Here is a 13970-nt window from a genome sequence, read left to right on the forward strand (position 1 = left end):
ACCACGGGACAGGGACCTTCGGCCCTGAACGTCGGCCCGCAGGGACGGGAGCGTGTTCGCATGGAAACGAACACTCAGCTCACGGTCGCGCAGTGCTGGACTGCCTTGCGCGAGGGCGTGGTCGGTCGGGTCGCCGTCCTGCAGGGTCAGGGGCCAGACATCTTCCCGGTCAACTACGCGGTGGACCACGGGACAGTGGTCTTCCGCACCGGCACGGGCACCCTGTTCACGTCGTCCGACGGCACGTTCGTCGCGTTCGAGGTGGACGGCTACGACACGGAGCGGGGCGAGGCGTGGAGCGTGGTGGCCCGCGGGTTCGCCCATGAGGTCTACGAGCTCGACGACGCCCTGGAGGCCATGCGGCTGCCGCTCTACCCGTGGCACGACGGGCCCAAGCCACGGATCATGCGCATCCACCCGGACTCGGTGACCGGTCGACGGTTCGCCGTCCGTGGCGGCCACCGGACCGGCCGGCCGATCACTGACGTCCGCACCTAGGCACCCGGGAGGCGAAGTCAGGACCTTTGGCCCTGACCGCAATCCCCCTCTGTCGCGAAACTACAAGTGTCAGAACGAATTTCGAACCGGGCGCCGAGCGCCCGAAGGAGGAACCACGATCATGCGTCGACGCACCCTGGATGCCCTGCTCACGACGGGCGGCCTCATCGTCGCCGCAGTCCTTCTGGTGATCGGTGGGTTGATGACCTGGGCGAGCAGCTTCGTGGGCGACGAGGTCCACAGCCAGCTGGCGGCCCAGCACATCAACTTCCCAGCCAAGGGGAGCGAGCAGCTCAACGACCCCAAGGTCAAGCCCTACCTCGAGCAGTACGCCGGCCAACAGCTCACCACGGGCGCGCAGGCCAAGGCCTATGCCGACCACTACATCAAGGTGCACCTGGACGAGGCCACCGGCGGCAAGACCTACTCCGAGCTCAGCACCGCGGCTCGCGCCAACCCCGATGACCCCAAGGCCCAGGCCATGGTGGACCTCGCCTTCAAGGGCGAGACCCTGCGTGGGCTCCTCCTCAACGCCTATGCCTTCGGCACGATGGGCACCATCGCCCTGTATGCCGCGTGGGCCAGCTTCGTGGGCGCGGCGGCGATGCTGTTCCTGAGCGTGCTGGGCTTCCGCCACCTGCGCCACGTGCCTGCCGAGCAGGAGGTCGGCAGCGGACAGCGCCACACCACACCGAAGCCCGCCATCGCCTAGCGGCGGCTGGTTGGCCAGAGCCCTCGTTCCACCGGGAACGGGGGCTCTGCGCGGTGCTGTGGCGGGTCGTGGCTAGAAGGCGGTGTAGCCGCCGTCCGCGACGAGCACCGAGCCGGTGACGAACGACGAGGCGTCGCTGGCCAGGAACACGACGGCAGGGGCGAGCTCCTCGACGGTGCCGTAGCGCTGCATGGGAGCGTCGTCGATCCAGTGCTGCCGGAATTTCGGGTCGTCGACCGGTGACATGTCGGTCTTGATGTAGCCGGGAGCGAGCGCGTTCACACGCACCCCGTGCGGGGCCCACTCCGCGGCGAGGCTGCGGGTCAGGTGGTGCACGGCGGCCTTCGAGGCGTTGTAGGCCGGCTGCCACTGGGGGCGGTTGACGATGAGCCCGGACATGGAGCCGATGTTGACGATGGAGCCGCGACCCTGCGCGACGAAGTGGCGACCGAAGGTCTGGGAGCAGGTCCACACCGCGTCGACGTTCACGGCCATCACGGCGCGCCAGTCCTCGGGGGTGACGTCGAGGGCGGGGGCGTGCACGCAGGCGCCGGCATTGTTGACCAGGATGTCGACCCGGCCGTGCAGGGCAAGGGTGGAGTCGAGCATCCGCTGCACGTCGGCCGGCGCGGTGACGTCAGCCTCGACGAAGTCGGCGCGGATGTCGTTGTCGCGCAACGAGCCGAGGACCTCGTCGGCGGCTGTCGCGTCACGCCCGACGAGCACCACCGCAGCTCCGGCATCGCCCAGGGCGCGAGCGAAGCCGGCCCCCAACCCGCGGGTCCCACCCGTGACGACGGCGACGCGATCTGCCAGGGAGAAGCGGTCGAGAGCGTTCACGGGCCCAATCTAGGCCGCAAAACGGCGGTTGCGTCGGCTTCCGCCCGGCACTTGCTGGGCGGAAGCCGACGCAACCGCCGTTTTGCTCAGTGCGGTCGGGCTGGGACTGGAAACGCGCGCGACACGGGTGACGACCCGGCATACCCTCGGCGCATGGCGGGGCGACCGGAGGGGTTCGAGTTCGAGGAGCGCGGGGACGAGGTCGTCGTGTCGCACCACGGTCGGCGTGCGACGGTGCTGCGCGGGTCGAGGGCGCAGGAGTTCCTCGAGGACGTCGAGCGGGGCGACCCGCAGGAGCTGATGGCGCGGGTCACCGGCAACTATCGACGGGGCAACGAGCGCCAGGCCCGCGAACACCCGCGAAACCGGGGTCGCTGAGGCCCGGCCACCGCAGGTTTCGCTGCGATCGGACCCATACCTGCGGTCGGTGTCGAGAAACCCGGGTCAGCTCCGTCCCGGAGGTGTCAGCGGCGCACGAGCCGACGAAAACAGTCAGGGAGGAACCACCATGCACGCGCACGAGGTCACCGAGGTCCTGAACCGCCGGTCCAGCCAGGAGCTGCTGGCCCGCGACGTGACACGACTGGCGTATGTCGCGCTGGACGGGACCCCTCGAACCATCCCGATCGTCTTCGCGTGGAACGGCGAGACCGCCGTGATGTGCACCCCGAAGAACGCGCCCAAGCTGAAGGCCCTCGCTCGGAACCCGATGGTCGCGATGACGATCGACACCGAGTCGCACCCGCCGAAGATCCTCCTGATCCGCGGGCGCGCCGACCTCGACCCCGTCGACGGGATACCCGACGAGTTCCTCCAGCAGACCGGCACCTACGAGATGACGGCCGAGCAGCGCGTCGAGTGGGAGAAGGAGGTCCGCTCGCTCTACGCGGACGGCATGGTGCGCATCGTCGTCACCCCGACCTGGGCCAAGCTGATCGACTTCGAGCAGACCCTGCCGACCGCGGTCGCCGAGCTGGTCGAGCGGCGTGCCCGCAGCCAGGGGTGACGACTGCAGGGGCGCCGCAGGGCTCGTTCCGAGTGGGTGCGAAACCTGCGGTGCGTCAGTGGCCGAGCAGCTGCTCGAACGGCACCGGGTCGGCGAACTCGTCGGGTCGCTCGACCCGGGCCGGGCGCCCGGTGAGCAGGTCGGCCAGCTCGCCGGCCGCGATGGCGATCCGGCCCGAGAGACCGGAGCCGGAGCTGGTGGCACCGCCGGCGCCGCCGGTGCCCCAGTCCTCGGACGCCGCGAACACCGCGGTGGGGACCGTGACTGCCTTGAGGTAGGCGAACATCGGTCGCATCGCGTGCTCGAGCACCAGGGAGTGCCGGGCCGTCCCGGCCGTCGCCGCCATCAGCACCGGGGTGCCGCGCAGCGCGCCGTCGTCGAGGACGTCCATGAAGGTCTTGAAGAGCCCGCTGTAGGACGCCTGGAAGACCGGCGTCACCGCGATGACCGCGTCGGCGTCGCGGACCTCGTCAAGGGCCTGGCGGAGCGCGCCGGTCGCGAACCCGGTGAGCAGGGCATCGGCCAGCGCGTGCGCGTGCTCGCGCAGGTCGACGGTCACCACCTCGGCCTCGTCGCCGCGCTCCAGGAGGGCGTCCGTCGTGGCCGCGCCCAGCCGGTCGCCGAGCAGCCGGGTGCTGCTCGGCTGACCGAGACCGGCCTGGACGACCACGATGCGTCGGGTGCTCATCGGGTGACCTCCAGGTCGGCGTCCTCGTGCGTGGCGGACACCGCTGCGGCGAGCCGGCTGGCGTGCGTCGGGGCGTCGGGCACGTGGGCTGGCTTGCGGGCCGCGGCGATCTTGCGGAGCTCGGGCACCACCTGGGTGCCGAGCAGCTCGACCTGCTCCATCGCGGTCTTGTGGGGGAGACCGGCGTGGTCGATGAGGAACAGCTGGCGCTGGTAGTCGCCGACGGAGTCGGCCATCGCGGCATACCGCTCGATCACCTGCTGGGGCGAGCCGACGGTGAGTGGCGTCTCGCGGGTGAAGTCCTCCATCGACGGGCCGTGACCGTAGACGGGCGCGTTGTCGAAGTAGGGGCGGAACTCGCGCACCGCGTCCTGGCTGTTGGCCCGCATGAACACCTGCCCGCCGAGGCCGACGATGGCCTGGTCGGCGCTGCCGTGGCCGTAGTGGGCGAACCGCCGGCGGTAGAGTGACACCATCTGCTTGGTGTGGCTCATCGGCCAGAAGATGTTGTTGTGGAAGAAGCCGTCACCGTAGTAGGCGGCCTGTTCCGCGATCTCGGGGCTGCGGATCGAGCCGTGCCAGACGAACGGTGCGATGCCGTCGAGGGGCCGAGGCGTCGAGGTGAAGGACTGCAGCGGGCTGCGGTACTTGCCTTCCCAGGTGACGTTCTCCTCGGTCCAGAGCCGCCGCAGCAGCGCGTAGTTCTCGACCGCGAGCGGGATGCCGTCGCGGATGTCCTTGCCGAACCACGGGTACACCGGACCGGTGTTGCCGCGCCCCATCATCAGGTCGATGCGACCGTCGGCGAGGTGCTGCAGGTAGGCGTAGTCCTCGGCGAGGCGGACCGGGTCGTTGGTGGTGATCAGCGTCGTCGAGGTGGACAGGACCAGTCGCTCGATCCTGGCCGCGACGTGGGCCAGCAGGACCGTCGGGTTGGCCGGCGCCGCGAACGGCGGGTTGTGGTGCTCACCGGTCGCGAAGACGTCGAGGCCGACCTGCTCGGCGAGCTGGGCGAGGGCAACGGTCTGCTTGATCCGCTCGTTCTCGCTCACGGTCGTGCCGGTGGTCGGGTCGGTGGTGACGTCGCCGACGGTGAAGATCCCGAACTGCATCTCGCTCGCGCTCCTGGGTAGGTAGTTTCAATTTCAACTACTCGAACGGTGGGGCGGGTGGTTTCATTCCGCCCCCAGCCGCCCGTCTCGTCACTCGGGCTTGGCCGCCAGGCCCGAGCACGTCGCGGCCTGCTTCCACAGCGCCAGGAGCCGTGCGCTGTCGGCAGCTCCCGGCTCCCTGGGTATGCCGTCGGCGCCGACCAGCATCGGCGTCCAGACCCCCTTGCGCACCACGCTGCGGGTACTGCGCCTGGTGCCCTTCGCTGCCTTCACGTCGACCGAGACGGTGAGGACGCCGGAGCGTGAGTCGGGCTCGTGGCTGCGCCACCAGACGAAGTTGCCGAACCCGTAGTCGACGTAGGAGCGGCCCAGCCAGCCACCGCCGTTCACCCGGTGGGAGTGGCCGCCGACGATGATGTCCGCCCCGGCCTGCTCGAGGGCCTGCGCCGTCTGCACCGAGAGGGGGTCGGCGCACTTCTGGTAGTCGAGTCCCCAGTGCAGGAAGACGACGACGACGTCGTACTTGGCGGCAGCCTTGCTCACGGCGTTGCGCAGCCGGGTGATGGGGGAGGCGCTGGCGATCCCGCCCTTGCCGGGGCCGGCCGAGTAGCGGGCCAACGTCATCTCGAAGACCTCGGACGCCCCGAACACGGCAACCTCCAGCCCCTTGGCCTCGAGGATCGCTGGGGCGAAGGCCTCGTCCTCGTCCTTGCCGATGCCCACGATCGGGATCGGGCTGGTCTTCTTCGCGGCGAGGGTGTCCTGCAACCCGACCGGCCCGTAGTCGACCCCGTGGTTGTTCGCCATGCTGACCGCGTCGATGCCGGCGTTCTTGATGGTCACGAGGGCCGAGGCGGGGGCGCGGAAGTGGAACTCCTTGCCGATCTTGGTGCCGCGCTGGGTGATCGCCGTCTCGAGGTTGACCATCGCCAGGTCAGCGACACCCAGCGAGGTCTGCAGCTCGTCGAGCCCGTGCGGGTCCCGCGCCAGCGGGGCGACGTAGTCCTCGAAGTGGACGTCACCGGCGAACGCCATGGTCAGGGTGTCGGGGTCCGATGGCGCGGAGGTCGCGGTGGTGGTGGTCGTCGACGGGCCGGTTGTCGACGGGCCGGTCGTCGTCGGGGCTCCGGTCGTGGTCGACGTCGGGCCGACCCCGCTCGTGGTGGGCGACGCGGAGGGTGCGGCGTCCTGGCAGCCGGCCAGCGCCAGCACCAGTGCCGGGACCACCGCAGCAGCAGCCACAGCAGGGGTGAGAGGGCGCATGATCGGGCAGTCTAGGTCGGCCTAGGATCGCCATCGTGGAGGCGGCGACGGGGCACGCGAGGTTCGGCACCGTCCTGGCCACCCGCCCGGTCGAGGTCCGGCACGACCTCGAGTCCATCGAACGCGGGTTCTGGGCCGTCGTGGCCGAGTTCGAGGGCGCCGTGACCGCCGTCCGCTTCGCCGACGTCGACCGCCAGGCCGCCGCCCCGCCCGTCACGCCCTGGTCGCCGCTGGCAGGTGCGTGGGCGACGAGCCTGGACCACGCGGCATACCTCGCCGGGGTGGCGGAGGTCCGCGAGCGGATCGCCGCGGGCACCGTCTACCAGGTGAACCTCTGCCGGGTGGTCTCGCACGAGCTGTCCGACGACGCGGACCTCGACGGGCTGGCACGTCTGCTCGAGCGGGGCAACCCGGCGCCGCACGCCGGGCGGATCGTGGTGCCGTCCGCGGGTCTCGACGTGGTCTGCGCGAGCCCCGAGGCGTTCCTGCTCCGCGACGGGGACCGACTGGAGTCGCGGCCGATCAAGGGAACCGCGACCAGCCTGGAGGCCATGCTGCCGAAGGACTACGCGGAGAACGTGATGATCGTCGACCTGGTGCGCAACGACCTTTCGCACGTCTGCCGAGAGGGGACCGTGCAGGTCGAGCACCTCTGTCGACCGGAAGAGCACCCGGGCCTGGTGCACCTGGTGTCGGCCGTGTCGGGGCAGCTGCGTCCTGGGGTCGGCTGGGGCGCGGTGATGGCGGCGACGTTTCCGCCGGGGTCGGTGTCGGGGGCGCCCAAGCACACGGCGCTGCAGGCGATCGCCGACCTGGAGCCGGTGCCGCGCGGCCCGTACTGCGGGGCGATCGGCTGGCTCGACGCCGACACGGGCACGGCGGAACTCGCCGTGGGCATCCGCTCGTTCTGGGCTGAACGGGATGGTGAGGGGCGACGGTGGCTGAGGTTCGGCACCGGGGCCGGCATCACGTGGGGCTCCGACCCTGAGCAGGAATGGGTGGAGACTCAGGTGAAATCCCGACGTCTCGTGGGACTGGCGTCTGGAAGGGTGGAGGCATGAGCAACGAGCCGCGGGTGTGGGTCAACGGTCGACTGACCGAGGTCGACGAGCCGTCGATCACGGCGCTGGACCACGGGGTGACCGTGGGTGACGGGGCGTTCGAGACGGCCAAGGTCGACCGTGGCCAGGTGTTCGCGGCGACGCGGCACGCGCGGCGGCTCGACCGCACGCTGGCTGGGTTGGGGCTCCCGGCGGCCGACCACGACTACATCGCCCAGGGAGCCAAGGCGGTGCTCGAGGCGGGGGAGCCGATCGAGTTCGGCCGACTGCGCTACTCGGTGACCGGTGGGGCCGGGCCGCTCGGCTCCGACCGCGACGACAGCCCACTCACCTACATCGTCACCGCCGGCGCCCAGCCACGCCCGCCCGCGAGTGCCGCGGTCGCGGTGGTGCCGTGGACGCGCAACGAGCGGTCCGCCGTGGCCGGCCTCAAGACCACGTCGTATGCCGAGAACGTGGTCGCGCTCGCGTACGCGAAGGAGCGTGGGGCGATCGAGGCGGTCTTCGCGAACACTCGCGGCGAGCTGTGCGAGTGCACCGGCTCCAACATCTTCGTCGTGGTGGACGGGACGATCCTGACCCCGCCGCTGGACTCCGGCTGTCTGGCCGGGATCACCCGCGAGGTGACCATCGAGTGGTGCCTCGAGGACGGACTGGCCGTCCGCGAGGAGGCGCTGCCGCTGGACGTGCTCCGGACGGCTGACGAGGTGTTCATCACCAGCAGCACCAAGGACGTGCTGGCCATCCATGGCGTCGACGACCGGCGGCTCGAGCCCGGGCCGGTGACGGCTCGGGCCGCGGCGGTGTTCGCCCGGCTCGCCGTGGAACGGATGGACCCGTGAGCGAGCGACCCGGCGTGCCCTCCGACCAGGACCAGGACGACCAGCACGACCAGGACGACCAGCGCAGCGGTCGGGTGGCGTCGGACGAGCTGATGAAGGACGAGGACTGGGAGTGGCGGCGGCGGATCCGCTCCAACCCGGCCATCTACCCGATCTACCGGGTGGTGGTGATCGTCCTCGGGTTGGCCATCGCGATCGTGGGGCTGGCCCTGGTGCCGCTGCCGGGTCCGGGCTGGCTGATCGTCTTTGCGGGGATCGCGATCCTGGGGTCGGAGTTCGAGCCGGCCCAGCGCCTGCTCGACTGGGCCAAGGCCCGGCTCCACGACTGGACCCAGTGGCTGGCGCCGAAGCCGCTGTGGTTCAAGGGCCTGGTCGGACTCGTGACGCTGGCCCTCGTGCTGGCCATCTTCTACGGGCTGTTCCTGGTGTCGGGTGTGCCTGGCTTCTTCCCCGATGCCGTCGAGGACCGGATCAAGCAGCTGCCGGGTCTCTGAGCCCGGTTTCGCGGGGGTGTCGGCGTGGCGGGGGCCGATTTCACGTCGCGTGCCCGATCCGGCTATCCTCGGCAGGCCCGAGAGTCACCGCCGTGACGAGGGTGACGGACGTGTAGCTCAGCTGGTTAGAGCGCTCGCTTCACACGCGAGAGGTCAGGGGTTCGAGTCCCTTCACGTCCACCACAGGTCAACTGCCCCGACCGCCGGGATCCTCCGGTCCGAGTCGCCAAACTGCAGGTCACCGCGGCTCCGCGGGCGTTCCACGGCATCGCGATGGCAAACGCTCTCGTGCTCGCGCAACTGCATCGACGATCTACTTCATCAGGACGACGGCGGCTGCATCGACGTCTGTCACTCTCCTTCCATCGGTCTCACTCTTAGCAGGATGGAAGCTCCCATGACCAAGTACATCGTCAAGTTCCAGGCGGCCCTCAACGAGCGCGGCGCCACCGCCGTGGAGTACGGCCTGATGGTCGCCCTCATCGCCATCATCATCATCGTCGCCGTGGCCGCCCTCGGCACGAACCTCTCCGGCATCTTCGACAGGACTGCCAACAGCGTCTGATCCCGGCGCCCGTCCGGGTCTGGTGTCCGAGGGGGGCTCCAGACCCGGACGGGCGTTGTCGCGTCCGAGCCCGATGGTCACCGTCCGAGCGCCTGATGGCGGTCGGGACGGGTGGCGCCACGTCTCTCTAGTTGACGCTTGATCAAGCAACTGCTTGAGTATCGGGATGCCAACCGCTCTCGACGCGACCCGGCTCGACACCGTCTTCACGGCACTCGCCGACCCGACCAGACGCGACATCGTGCAACGGCTCGGGTCGGGTGAGGCGACCGTCAAGGAGCTGGCCGAGCCGTACGCGATGACCATGCAGGCGGTGTCGCAGCACATCCGGGTGCTCGAGCGAGCCGGGTTGGTCAGTCGCACCCGACACCGCCAGAGCCGGCCGTGCCGGCTCGAACCGGCGGCGCTCGAGACCGCGCTCTCGTGGATCGAGGAGAGCCGACGAGTGTGGTCGGAGCGCATGGACCGCCTCGACACCCACCTGGCCCGGCTGCAGGACGGTGACGACCGGTGAACCCCGACGAGCTGGTCTACCGGAGGGTCTTCCGCGCGCCGCGCGAGCTGGTCTGGCGCTGCCTCACCGAGCCCGCCGAGCTGGCGCAGTTCTGGGGTCCCAGCGGCATGACGACACCGGTCGAGGGCATCGTCGTCGAGCTCCACCCGGGCGGGCGCTTCGAGACCCTGATGCAGGGTGAGCACGCCAGCCACCGGATGGTGGCCACCTTCACCGAGGTCGTGCGCCCCGAACGGCTCGCGTGGGTCGAGCCGGTCAGTGGGGTGGAGACCACCAGCACCCTGCACGACCGGGGCGACGGCACCACCGAGGTCGTCATCCACCAGCGCAACGTGCCCGAGGCGATGCGTGCCCCCGAGGCCCGTGCCGGCTTCCTGACCTCACTCGACAAGCTCGAGCAGCACCTCGTCCACCTCACGCTGGGAGACCGATCATGACCGACCTCGATGCCCACTCCTGGGTGGCGACGACCTACACGTCGCTGGCCGACCTGCTCGCTTCGGCAGACGAGGTGTGGGACTCGCCGTCGCTGTGCGAGGAGTGGCAGGTGCGCCACGTGGTTGCTCACGTCACCATGCCTGTCCGGCTCACCCCTGAGGCCTTCGGCGCCGAGATGGCCGCCGCCCGCGGCGACTTCTCGACCATGTCCAACACAGTGGCTGCGCGAGACGCCGCGCTGCCCGTCGGCACCCTCGTCGCCCAGCTCCGGTCGCCGCGTCTCCACACGTGGGAGCCGCCCGGCGGCGGTGCCGATGGCGCGGTGAGCCACGCCGTCATCCACTCGTTGGACGTGACCGTCGCGCTCGACCGGCCCACCGTGGCGCCGACCGAGGCTGTGGTGTCGGTGCTCGAGAGGATCGTTGCGGCACAGGGCGGGTGGTTCGGGGTCGACCTCGCCGAGGTGCGGCTCGAGGCCACCGACCTCGACTGGAGCTGGGGCGCTGGCGAGGTCATCCGGACCGACAGCGGTCGACTGGTGACGCTCGTGAGCGGCCGGACGCTGCCTGATGGCCAGCGGCTCGCCAAGGTCGGCGCCACTGCTCGTTCATAGCCGCTCGCGTCGGAGCCAGCCGCTCAGGTATGCCGTGTGGCGCGGTCGGTGGCCGAGTGGCGGATCCCGGCGCGACTGGCCCAGAACGCTGAGCGGGCGCGTTGGGGTCCCGGGGTGCGAGTCAGGTCCTCCGACAGCCTGGCCAGCCGATCTGCCGCCTCCGCAGGCATGGTCAGCAGCTGCTCGGCAGCCGTCCGGAGCTCAGCCGGGGTGGCCGCGTTGGCATCGAGGACTTTCCCCAGACCAGCGGTTTCGATCGCGGCCGCACCAGCGAACTGGTCGGTCGACAGGGGTAGCAGGAGCAGCGGAACCCCGGCAGTCATCGCCTCGGTGACGCTGTTGTTGCCACCGTGCGACACGGCCAGCGCGGCTGCCTCCAGGATCGTGACCTGGGGGAGCTCGCGACGGACCAGCCACGACGAGGGGATCGGCCCGAGCTGCTCGGGAGGGGTCGAGCCGGCTGCGAGGGCGACCCTGACCTCGACACCACGCAGGGCTTCGGCGATCCGGGACAGCACGTCCGACCGCACGGACAGGAAGCTGCCGAGGCTCACGTAGACGATCGGGGCGTCACCACGCGCGAGCCAGGCCTCGACCTCGTCGTCGGGCTCCTCGACCCGGACCGAGGACCCGAGGAACGCGTGCCGGGGGAGCAAGGCAGTCCGCTGGGGCGGGTGCAGCTGCTCGGGGTAGTTGAGGAGGAGGACGTCGCCGGTCTCGGCAAAGGCGTCCTGGCTCGCCCCCGCCCCGGGATCGAGATCGGTCAGAGCGGCGTTCCACTGTTCCGTGAATGCGTCGCGCACCACCTCGCACTGCTGACGGAGGGCCGTCAGGTCGGCCGGGTCGGGGCGGAGCGCCTGCGGCCACGCAGGTGGGTAGCCGTACACCTCACCGGCGACCGTCAGGGCCGAAGGGTGCCCGAGGACGACGTCGGCGTACGGCGTCCGCGCAGCGGTCAGCCCGATCCGCGCAGTGAAGGCCAGGTGGTCCACGATGACCTGGTCGGGCCCCACGCGGTCCACCAGGTACTGCACCTCGCGAGCGACGCGCTGCGGCTCCCACAGAAGGTCGTCGCGACGCGCGGCGGCCTGAAACGCCAACGTCGGTACGGGACCGAGGCGGGTGGCCTCGAAGAACCCGCGCAACGCCTCGTCCTCACCGCGGGGTTGGTCCTCCGCGCGGATGACGCCGGGGTTGGACCCGCGACCCAGTGAGAGCTCCGCCCGCTCGAACCCGAACCGCCGGACGATCCCGTCGGTCGCGGGACCGGTGGCGACGACGACGCGCTCCCCGGCCTCGGCCCATGCGCCGGCGATGGTCGCGAGGGGGAGCAGGTGCGAGGCGTAGTCAGGACTGATGACGAGCAGCGTCACGGCTGACCTCCGTGTAGATGTCGGCAAGCGCCGAGGCCATGGTGCTGATCCCGAACCGGTCGGCCACGAGGTCCCTCGCGTGCTGGGCGCGGACCTGCGCGTCCGGGGCGGCGGCCCGGTCCAGCGCTGCCAGCACGGTGTCGGCCAGGGCCCCGCGCGACGTGGTGTCCACGAGGAGCCCGGTGATCCCGTGCTCGATGTAGGTGGCGGGGCCACCACTGTCGGGGGCGACCACGACCAAACCGGAGGCCAGCGCCTCGAGGATGGCGATCCCGAACTCCTCCTTGAGGCTTGCGGAGACATACACGCCACCAGGTGCGCTGAGGCCCCTTCGTCCGGCCAGGACGGCGGCGAGCCAGGTGGCGACCACGCCGTTGGGGCGGTGGCCGGCCTGCAGCAGACCGCGCGCGGCGGCCCCGGCACGGGGGACCGTCGAGTCGATGCGTGCCAGCTGCTCGGCCTCGTCAGGGGAGGGGTCGCGCAGGTCACCCCCCACCATGAGCAGGTTGCACCGTCCGGACAACGTCGGGTCAGACGCCCACGCCTCGACGAGCGAAGCCATGCCCTTCACCCGGTGCAGCCGCCCGACGGTGATCGCGACGGGGAGCCCGCGGCGCTCGGCGGGCAGGGCGGACAGCAGCTGGTCGAGGTCTGCCAACGCGGCACCGACGGCAGGAGAGACGTCCTCGCCCAGGGCCGCCGCTGCGACCTCGCGGGCCGCTCGGTCGACCGGGGCCAGGTCGATGCCCTCGGGGACAACGACCGGACGGCCCCCGTCGTCCGGGTCGAGGTGCAGGAGCTGGCTCAGGTCGCGGTCCAGGTGCGGTCTGGGGAGGGCGACGAGCTTGGCCGCCGCTGTGGCGAGCCCACGCAGCAGGAGCACCCGGAAGACGAGGTGCTCGGCGTGGTCAGCCTCGCCGAAATTGGCCCGGGTCAGCTCTCCCGACGCCTCACGTGCGGCGATCAGCGCGTGCGGGTCGGGCGCGAGGGTGAGGACGGTGGGCACGCCCAGCTCGCGCGCTACCTCGGCGGCTGCCCAGGAGCCGACGTCGGCCATTCGCAGGTGCAGGACGTCGACCGGGGCCGCCTCTGCGAGGGCGCGTCGGACCTCCTGCCGGACGGACCGGCGCAACGGCCAGGAGTCGGCGGCCGACCGAAGGGGACCGGGAAGCGACAGGCCGAGGTAGTGATGACCCGGCGTCGCCAGCTCGCTGGACCTGTCGCCGTGGTCACCCTCGGTGGCGGTGGCGGTGGCGGTGGCGGTGGCGGTGGCTGTGCGCCCGCCCTCCCCGGCGCTGCGCGACAGGGTCACGACCCGGGCCACCCGCGGATCTGCGACGAGTGCGTCGCCCAGCTGGACCAGCAGGGTCGCGATGCCACCGGTGTCGCCCTTCCCCGCGTGGCGCAGGCTCCCGTCGATGTCGGCGTGCAGGAACAGCTGTGCCACCGTCAGGCCGGACGGGGCGTGGTGCCGGACAGGCGGCAGGAGCGGCTCGTGATCAGGCCGGCTGGGCACGTCGGGCTCCAACAGCCCCCACGTCTCGAGGGTCATCTCGGCAAGCATCCCGATGAAGCCGCCGTCCCGGGCGATCCCGTGCAGGGTGCCGACGACGTCAGGCAGTGGCTGACAGCGACGTAGTGCCCAGACGGCGTGCTCGCGCAGGTACGGCACGGGCGAGGTCAGCAGTGGTTCGACGAGCGTGGCCACCAGGTGTCTCCCGCCGGCGGCCGCGGCGTGCACGGCGAGGATGGCCGTCACCTGGTCGCCGTCGTCGTCGATGGCTACCCGCAGGTCCCACAGTGCGGACTCGCCGTCGGCCCGGACCTGCGCCATCAGCGGCTCGAGCAGCTGGATCGCGTCCAGGAGGGTGGACGCGCGCCGGACGGAGTCGAGTCCGTCGAGCGTCGTCGTGGCGAGCGTGGAGGTCACGCACGAATGGTAAGCACAACC

At 70.9% G+C, this 13970-nt stretch carries 17 protein-coding genes and 1 tRNA gene; 12 read left to right on the top strand and 6 right to left on the bottom strand.

Annotated elements, in window-relative coordinates; genetic code table 11:
* Positions 1 to 60: 60 nt before the first annotated feature.
* Together BLQ34_RS04400 and BLQ34_RS04405 are read left to right on the top strand one after the other, a co-directional pair.
* The gene (locus BLQ34_RS04400) at positions 61 to 498 is read left to right on the top strand and encodes a pyridoxamine 5'-phosphate oxidase family protein (RefSeq protein WP_091782009.1); all 438 of its coding nucleotides are present in this window, start codon (positions 61 to 63) and stop codon (positions 496 to 498) included.
* A 121-nt stretch (positions 499 to 619) separates the two neighbouring features.
* Positions 620 to 1210 carry a hypothetical protein gene (locus BLQ34_RS04405; protein WP_091782012.1) on the top strand — a complete coding sequence of 197 codons (591 nt, stop codon included), beginning with the start codon at positions 620 to 622 and terminating at the stop codon, positions 1208 to 1210.
* A gap of 72 nt (positions 1211 to 1282) precedes the next feature.
* On the opposite strand, the gene BLQ34_RS04410 is transcribed toward BLQ34_RS04405, so the two are convergent.
* The gene (locus BLQ34_RS04410) at positions 1283 to 2050 is read right to left on the bottom strand and encodes an SDR family NAD(P)-dependent oxidoreductase (RefSeq protein WP_091782015.1); all 768 of its coding nucleotides are present in this window, start codon (positions 2048 to 2050) and stop codon (positions 1283 to 1285) included.
* A 153-nt stretch (positions 2051 to 2203) separates the two neighbouring features.
* On the opposite strand from BLQ34_RS04410, the gene BLQ34_RS04415 reads away from it, so the two are divergent.
* Positions 2204 to 2428 (top strand): hypothetical protein, encoded by a 225-nt coding sequence (locus tag BLQ34_RS04415; protein ID WP_091782019.1) that lies wholly within the window; start codon positions 2204 to 2206, stop codon positions 2426 to 2428.
* A gap of 130 nt (positions 2429 to 2558) precedes the next feature.
* Complete coding sequence (locus BLQ34_RS04420) at positions 2559 to 3056, top strand: pyridoxamine 5'-phosphate oxidase family protein (protein ID WP_091782022.1); 498 nt, start codon at positions 2559 to 2561, stop codon at positions 3054 to 3056.
* A gap of 55 nt (positions 3057 to 3111) precedes the next feature.
* On the opposite strand, the gene BLQ34_RS04425 is transcribed toward BLQ34_RS04420, so the two are convergent.
* From BLQ34_RS04425 to BLQ34_RS04435, 3 genes are all read right to left on the bottom strand, one after another.
* Positions 3112 to 3744 (bottom strand): FMN reductase, encoded by a 633-nt coding sequence (locus tag BLQ34_RS04425; protein ID WP_091782024.1) that lies wholly within the window; start codon positions 3742 to 3744, stop codon positions 3112 to 3114.
* A complete protein-coding gene (locus tag BLQ34_RS04430) occupies positions 3741 to 4856 on the bottom strand; it encodes an LLM class flavin-dependent oxidoreductase (protein WP_091782027.1) in 1116 nt (371 codons plus the stop codon). The genes BLQ34_RS04425 and BLQ34_RS04430 overlap by 4 nt, the downstream gene beginning before the upstream one ends.
* A 90-nt stretch (positions 4857 to 4946) precedes the next feature.
* Positions 4947 to 6119, bottom strand: coding sequence for a CapA family protein (locus BLQ34_RS04435; RefSeq protein ID WP_091782030.1), 1173 nt, complete (start codon positions 6117 to 6119; stop codon positions 4947 to 4949).
* A 35-nt stretch (positions 6120 to 6154) separates the two neighbouring features.
* Between BLQ34_RS04435 and BLQ34_RS04440 the strand changes: the two genes are divergently transcribed.
* The 8 genes from BLQ34_RS04440 to BLQ34_RS04475 all read left to right on the top strand — a co-directional run bounded on the left by BLQ34_RS04440 (position 6155) and on the right by BLQ34_RS04475 (position 10646).
* The gene (locus BLQ34_RS04440) at positions 6155 to 7180 is read left to right on the top strand and encodes a chorismate-binding protein (protein WP_091782033.1); all 1026 of its coding nucleotides are present in this window, start codon (positions 6155 to 6157) and stop codon (positions 7178 to 7180) included.
* Positions 7177 to 8022: an aminotransferase class IV gene (locus tag BLQ34_RS04445; RefSeq protein ID WP_091782036.1), complete on the top strand. Its 846-nt coding sequence runs from the start codon at positions 7177 to 7179 to the stop codon at positions 8020 to 8022. Before BLQ34_RS04440 ends, BLQ34_RS04445 begins: the two co-directional genes overlap by 4 nt.
* The gene (locus BLQ34_RS04450) at positions 8019 to 8516 is read left to right on the top strand and encodes a TIGR02611 family protein (protein WP_231961441.1); all 498 of its coding nucleotides are present in this window, start codon (positions 8019 to 8021) and stop codon (positions 8514 to 8516) included. The genes BLQ34_RS04445 and BLQ34_RS04450 overlap by 4 nt, the downstream gene beginning before the upstream one ends.
* 106 nt (positions 8517 to 8622) lie before the next feature.
* Positions 8623 to 8699: transfer RNA gene (locus BLQ34_RS04455), tRNA-Val, on the top strand.
* A gap of 214 nt (positions 8700 to 8913) precedes the next feature.
* Positions 8914 to 9081 carry a Flp family type IVb pilin gene (locus BLQ34_RS04460; RefSeq protein WP_157692898.1) on the top strand — a complete coding sequence of 56 codons (168 nt, stop codon included), beginning with the start codon at positions 8914 to 8916 and terminating at the stop codon, positions 9079 to 9081.
* 166 nt (positions 9082 to 9247) lie between these two features.
* Positions 9248 to 9595 carry an ArsR/SmtB family transcription factor gene (locus tag BLQ34_RS04465; protein ID WP_091782042.1) on the top strand — a complete coding sequence of 116 codons (348 nt, stop codon included), beginning with the start codon at positions 9248 to 9250 and terminating at the stop codon, positions 9593 to 9595.
* Positions 9592 to 10032, top strand: a complete 441-nt coding sequence (locus BLQ34_RS04470; RefSeq protein ID WP_091782045.1) for an SRPBCC family protein — start codon at positions 9592 to 9594, stop codon at positions 10030 to 10032. The genes BLQ34_RS04465 and BLQ34_RS04470 overlap by 4 nt, the downstream gene beginning before the upstream one ends.
* Entirely contained in the window at positions 10029 to 10646 is a 618-nt protein-coding gene (locus BLQ34_RS04475; RefSeq protein ID WP_091782048.1) for a maleylpyruvate isomerase family mycothiol-dependent enzyme, read from the top strand. The genes BLQ34_RS04470 and BLQ34_RS04475 overlap by 4 nt, the downstream gene beginning before the upstream one ends.
* Before the next feature lie 23 nt (positions 10647 to 10669).
* Here the strand turns inward: BLQ34_RS04475 and BLQ34_RS04480 are convergent, their stop codons facing one another.
* On the bottom strand, positions 10670 to 12019 hold the full coding sequence (locus BLQ34_RS04480; RefSeq protein ID WP_091782051.1) for a nucleotide disphospho-sugar-binding domain-containing protein: 1350 nt from the start codon (positions 12017 to 12019) through the stop codon (positions 10670 to 10672).
* Entirely contained in the window at positions 11994 to 13949 is a 1956-nt protein-coding gene (locus tag BLQ34_RS04485) for a glycosyltransferase family 4 protein (RefSeq protein WP_231961442.1), read from the bottom strand. Before BLQ34_RS04485 ends, BLQ34_RS04480 begins: the two co-directional genes overlap by 26 nt.
* Positions 13950 to 13970 lie beyond the last annotated feature (21 nt).

The organism is Pedococcus dokdonensis (assembly GCF_900104525.1).
GTDB classification, from domain to species: Bacteria; Actinomycetota; Actinomycetes; order Actinomycetales; family Dermatophilaceae; genus Pedococcus; species Pedococcus dokdonensis.

Coding starts and splice junctions, on each gene's coding strand:
- BLQ34_RS04430 (WP_091782027.1), bottom strand. CDS start 4,856: ATGCAGTTCGGGATCTTCACCGTCGGCGACGTCACCACCGACCCGACC.
- BLQ34_RS04415 (WP_091782019.1), top strand. CDS start 2,204: ATGGCGGGGCGACCGGAGGGGTTCGAGTTCGAGGAGCGCGGGGACGAG.
- BLQ34_RS04400 (WP_091782009.1), top strand. CDS start 61: ATGGAAACGAACACTCAGCTCACGGTCGCGCAGTGCTGGACTGCCTTG.
- BLQ34_RS04465 (WP_091782042.1), top strand. CDS start 9,248: ATGCCAACCGCTCTCGACGCGACCCGGCTCGACACCGTCTTCACGGCA.
- BLQ34_RS04475 (WP_091782048.1), top strand. CDS start 10,029: ATGACCGACCTCGATGCCCACTCCTGGGTGGCGACGACCTACACGTCG.
- BLQ34_RS04405 (WP_091782012.1), top strand. CDS start 620: ATGCGTCGACGCACCCTGGATGCCCTGCTCACGACGGGCGGCCTCATC.
- BLQ34_RS04460 (WP_157692898.1), top strand. CDS start 8,914: ATGACCAAGTACATCGTCAAGTTCCAGGCGGCCCTCAACGAGCGCGGC.
- BLQ34_RS04420 (WP_091782022.1), top strand. CDS start 2,559: ATGCACGCGCACGAGGTCACCGAGGTCCTGAACCGCCGGTCCAGCCAG.
- BLQ34_RS04445 (WP_091782036.1), top strand. CDS start 7,177: ATGAGCAACGAGCCGCGGGTGTGGGTCAACGGTCGACTGACCGAGGTC.
- BLQ34_RS04425 (WP_091782024.1), bottom strand. CDS start 3,744: ATGAGCACCCGACGCATCGTGGTCGTCCAGGCCGGTCTCGGTCAGCCG.
- BLQ34_RS04435 (WP_091782030.1), bottom strand. CDS start 6,119: ATGCGCCCTCTCACCCCTGCTGTGGCTGCTGCTGCGGTGGTCCCGGCA.